Annotated in this window: 4 protein-coding genes; all 4 read left to right on the top strand. The window is 65.7% G+C overall.

Annotation, left to right across the window (positions count from 1 at the left end):
* The first annotated feature begins 645 nt into the window (after positions 1–645).
* A complete protein-coding gene (locus IEZ09_RS45725; protein WP_189260115.1) occupies positions 646–1,188 on the top strand; it encodes a polyprenyl synthetase family protein in 543 nt (180 codons plus the stop codon).
* A gap of 268 nt (positions 1,189–1,456) precedes the next feature.
* Positions 1,457–1,771, top strand: coding sequence for a hypothetical protein (locus IEZ09_RS45720; RefSeq protein WP_189260114.1), 315 nt, complete (start codon positions 1,457–1,459; stop codon positions 1,769–1,771).
* Positions 1,772–1,812: 41 nt separating this feature from the next.
* The gene (locus tag IEZ09_RS45715; RefSeq protein ID WP_229813567.1) at positions 1,813–2,568 is read left to right on the top strand and encodes an HAD family hydrolase; all 756 of its coding nucleotides are present in this window, start codon (positions 1,813–1,815) and stop codon (positions 2,566–2,568) included.
* 769 nt (positions 2,569–3,337) lie between these two features.
* The gene (locus IEZ09_RS45710; protein ID WP_229813566.1) at positions 3,338–4,060 is read left to right on the top strand and encodes a type VII secretion system-associated protein; all 723 of its coding nucleotides are present in this window, start codon (positions 3,338–3,340) and stop codon (positions 4,058–4,060) included.
* The last annotated feature ends 34 nt before the right edge of the window (positions 4,061–4,094 follow it).

Here is a 4,094-nt window from a genome sequence, read left to right as displayed (position 1 = left end):
CAGGCAGCTTCGGGTTCGGCATGCCACCGAACCCGACGCCTGCACTCGAATCAACGACTAGGGCACTAGCGGTATGGGCTCGGGTGCGCGGGGTCGTGCCGGGCGTTTGACCACCGCGCTCCTGAGCTTCACGTTCGTCGTGCCGCTCACCGTCATCACCATCTGGGGACTGGAGGCGACGCCTACCGGCGGACGTCGAAGACCTTGATCGCGACACAGCCGAGGTAGTGATTGGTCTGTTCATACCGCGTTCGCAACCATCACCCGGCGCAGGGGCGACTCGTCCAGGGCCACATGTCGTTTCGGCGGTGGTCGAACCGGGCACCGAGGCGTTTCAGAACGCGTTGTGGTGCCTCTGCGGCCCATTCCCCGATCGCGGTGAACGAATGCCGCACACCCCGCCGGGCACGCGGGTCCGGCACATGAACGACGAACTCACGTAGGTCGGCGACTCGATCATCAGCAGCCTGGGTCAGCCGATCCAGCGCAGCGGGAATCGGGCAAGATGACACGGCGGGCACGGCACTCCCACAAGATCATGCGACTTAGACACGCACATGATCAACGAGCGTCGTGCCCGCCTAGCATCCAGGTGAAACGACTTTGCCGGCGCCCTTCACGAATGGGGCCCGTGGTTTTACTCCGGTGTTCCGGCTCATTCACTCATTCGGCGATCTGCTGCAGGCAGTTCAGCCTCATTTCCATTGCTGCGCTGATGCCCGGCAGATGGCTCACGGAATCATCCGGCCAGGAGGGCACGGTGCCAAAGACTGTTCCGGCCAGCCTGATCTCCTCGACTTCGGGGCGCGATTGACTCGTGAGGTCGAGGGTGAATATCGCCGCGCGTTGCTGCCCTACGGCTTGGCCGGGCATGCAGGCGAGCTGACCGCGGGAAGGCTGGTGCGGTCTCGCCTGGCCGCGGTGGCAGCCGGTGAGGTCTCCGATCGCCTGATCCGGCGTTGTGTCGCGCTGGAACTGCTGCACACCTCGACGCTTATCCACGACGACATCCTGGATAAGGGAACCGTGCGCCATGGCGTGCCCACGCTGTGGAAGCCGGCAGGCGTCGAGCGAGCGCTGCTGCTGGGCACCATCGTCGCCACGACAGGCCTGGAGATCGCCCAGGTCGACTGCGCCGAGTTCGCACGCGCGTTCCTGGAAACCTTTCAGCGGGTCAACGGGGCGTGACTGCGGGAGCTGCACGAATGCGACATGGTCAAGGACAGGGCCACTCACGAGGCCATCAACATCGGCAAGACCTCCGCGATGATGGAACTCGGGCTGGTCGTGGGATGCATGTCCAGTCCGCTGTGGCCGGTGGAGCTGACTCATCTGCGTCAGGCCATCCGCGAGTTCGGTCTGGGTTTCCAGTACGCGCACGATATCGAGGACATCCAAGCCTTGGCTGGGCGAGTCCGGGCGGCAGCGGTCCAAGACGGCCGACTACGACATCGAGTTGGGCAACTACACCCTGCCCGTCACCCTTCTGTTGGAGGCAGCCGGGGCGGACATCAAGCCAGGTGATCCGCTGAGTGCGCAGACACTGCGGGCGTGGGGGCGCGCGGACTGGGAGCAGGGCTTGCGGGCGGCACGGCGCGTGGTCTGGGACCACCTTCACCGGGCCGAGTGGCACTTGAACCAGGAGTTCGACCGTGGCGGCGTGGAGGTGGCACTTCGCATGGCGACCTGGGTTCGGGGGACGATCGAATCGTGGCGGCTCAAGGGCCTGGACGCGATGCTGAGCGACCTGCCGCGGCAGGCAGCACCGTGATCGGGTGGTCCCCCGTCGGCTACGGTCGGGCGGCCGTGACGATGCCGCCGCGCCTCAGCCAGGTCGCGGTGCTGGACATGGACGGAACGTTGTTTCCCGGGGTTGTGGGCTTGGCGTTGGTCAGCTGCCTGGCGGCTCAGGGGCTGGCCGATCCTGGCCCGGTCGAGGACATCGGGCGTGTGGCGCGGCGCTACGAGGATGGCGAGCTGGATCTGGTCTCGGCCACCACGGCAGTGTACGAGCGGTACGCCTCATCTCTGGCAGGTCAGGCGCAACACCAGGTGCAGCAGGCCGCGAGGGAGTGCTGGACTGGGGTGAGCGGACGGTTGTTCCCCTTCAGCCGTCGGCTCGTGGCGGACCTGGCAGATCTGGGAATCCGCAGCATGCTGATCTCGGGCAGCCCAGATGAGGTCATCCAGGTAGCGGCGCAGGATCTGCGCATCCCCTACGCCCGTGGGGCGATCGCCGAGACGGATGCGGGTCGCTACACCGGCGAGCTGGCCAGCATGCCCGCGGTGCGGGACGGAAAATCAGCTGCCGTCGCCGAACTCGCCCGCGGCGCCGGGCTTGTGCCCAGGTGTGTGTTCGCCATCGGCAACTCCATCAACGATGCCGGCGTGTTCGCCTTGTCCGTCCACAGCGTGGCGTTCGAACCCGACAGGGAGCTCACCGCCCTGGCCGAGGGCAACGGTTGGCTCATCGCCGACCGGATCTGCTTGCCCACCCTGCTCACCACGGTCCTGTCAAGCTTGAGGGCCCAGCAGCAAGTCGGCCACCGCCGACGCCATACTTGGTGAGAGCCCTCAACCTGGCGACGAGACCGCGGTTGTGCGTGCCGAAAATACGTCCGTGCAGGTCAGCAGGCGTCGGCAGGTTGGCGGTCGTCGTCCGGCATGATCGCGGCCGTGCTGGTCCGTTTCGCCTATCTTGCTGTCTCCCACGCCTTTGCTGCGCTGTGGCGACGTATCCACGGGTGAACTCGCGCTCTCGGGTGTCGCGACCGCGGCCTCCACGGTGCGGGGAGATCCTCAAGACCGCCGGTGTCGATCCGGCACCACACCGGCCGGCGCGTACGCATGCTCGGCACCACCGCGCACCCATCCAGGCTTGGGCCACCCCAGGCCATCCGCAACCTGCTCATGGATCTCGAAGACACCGGACACCTCACGCGGACCAGTTTCCTCATCCGGGACCGCGACGCCAAATACCCGGCGTTGATAGACCAAATTCTCGGCAGCGCCAGGATTGACACGGTGCTGACCGGTGTTGGGCCGTCGCGCCCCTGCTGCTCACAATGCGCGCACTCCGCGCCCGGTGTGGACTTGGAGCAGAGCACCGGTTTACACCTGACGAGCGTGATCACGAATCGATATTCTTGACAGATTGGCTATCTATGTACGAACGCGTTACCGGCCGGTTGCCTTTAGCTGTGGTCCATAATGGCCAGAAGGTGCGTTCGGGCAAGTATCCGTGTGCGGCAGGCCCAAGTGGATCGGTTGCCATTGGCCCGACTCAACCGGTGGGATGTCATGTTCGCGTGGGCGCGGCGCGCGAAGTGGAGTCCGTGTGACCGAACTCCAGGTCCGGCCGAACAGCAAGGCCGAGCGAAGGACCACCATGGACGTCAAGACCGACACGAGCGGTGAATCGCAAGCGAACGATGCGCTGAGCAACTGGTTCCTGCTGATGGATCCCGGATGGCGGCCCGCCAAACCCAACGACACGCCGCCCATCGAGGCCGTCGTCGGCGTGTGGCCGCTGGAGGATGGCCGGGTGGGCAAGTTCCGCGCCAACCCGAGGTACCAGCAGTCCGACGAAAGGTCGCCCTCAGACCCCCTGGACGCGGTGCTGAGGCTCGTGCTCCAGGGCAGCGCTGAGGCTGAGCACATTCAGCTGCTGCTCCGCGACACCTTGTTCGACGTCGCGATGAACGGCGACGGTCGACCGCTGATCACGAAGTCTCCCGACGACGTACTGTGCGTCGTCGTGGCCACGGGCGAGCCGCACCGCAGGCGGGTCCGAGCTCCGCAATGGCAGCGCATTGATCTCGATGAGCTCGTCGTCCTGCTCGCCGACAACGTAGACGTGCTGTTCAATCCGGGTGGGCCTGCCTCCGTGAGGCTCACCGGCGACTTCATGCGCGAAACGGTGATGCTGGACGACGAGCAGGTCTCTGTGCTGCAGTCCCAACACCTGCAGGACGTGTCAAGCCTGCGGATCGTTCCGTGGGATCCCTTCGCCGACGTGCCGGAGGATGCCGGAAATCTCCCGACGGACTTGGCGCAATGACGGCGGCGTGCTGCTGCGGGACGGCATGGTTCAT

Origin of the sequence: Lentzea flava, from assembly GCF_014648475.1 — a bacterium.
GTDB classification, from domain to species: domain Bacteria; phylum Actinomycetota; class Actinomycetes; order Mycobacteriales; family Pseudonocardiaceae; genus Lentzea; species Lentzea flava.
This window is presented reverse-complemented; position numbering and strand designations above follow the sequence as displayed.

Bases quoted from the DNA above. Each gene is read 5' to 3' on its own strand.
- IEZ09_RS45715 (WP_229813567.1), top strand. From the start codon at position 1,813: ATGCCGCCGCGCCTCAGCCAGGTCGCGGTGCTGGACATGGACGGAACG.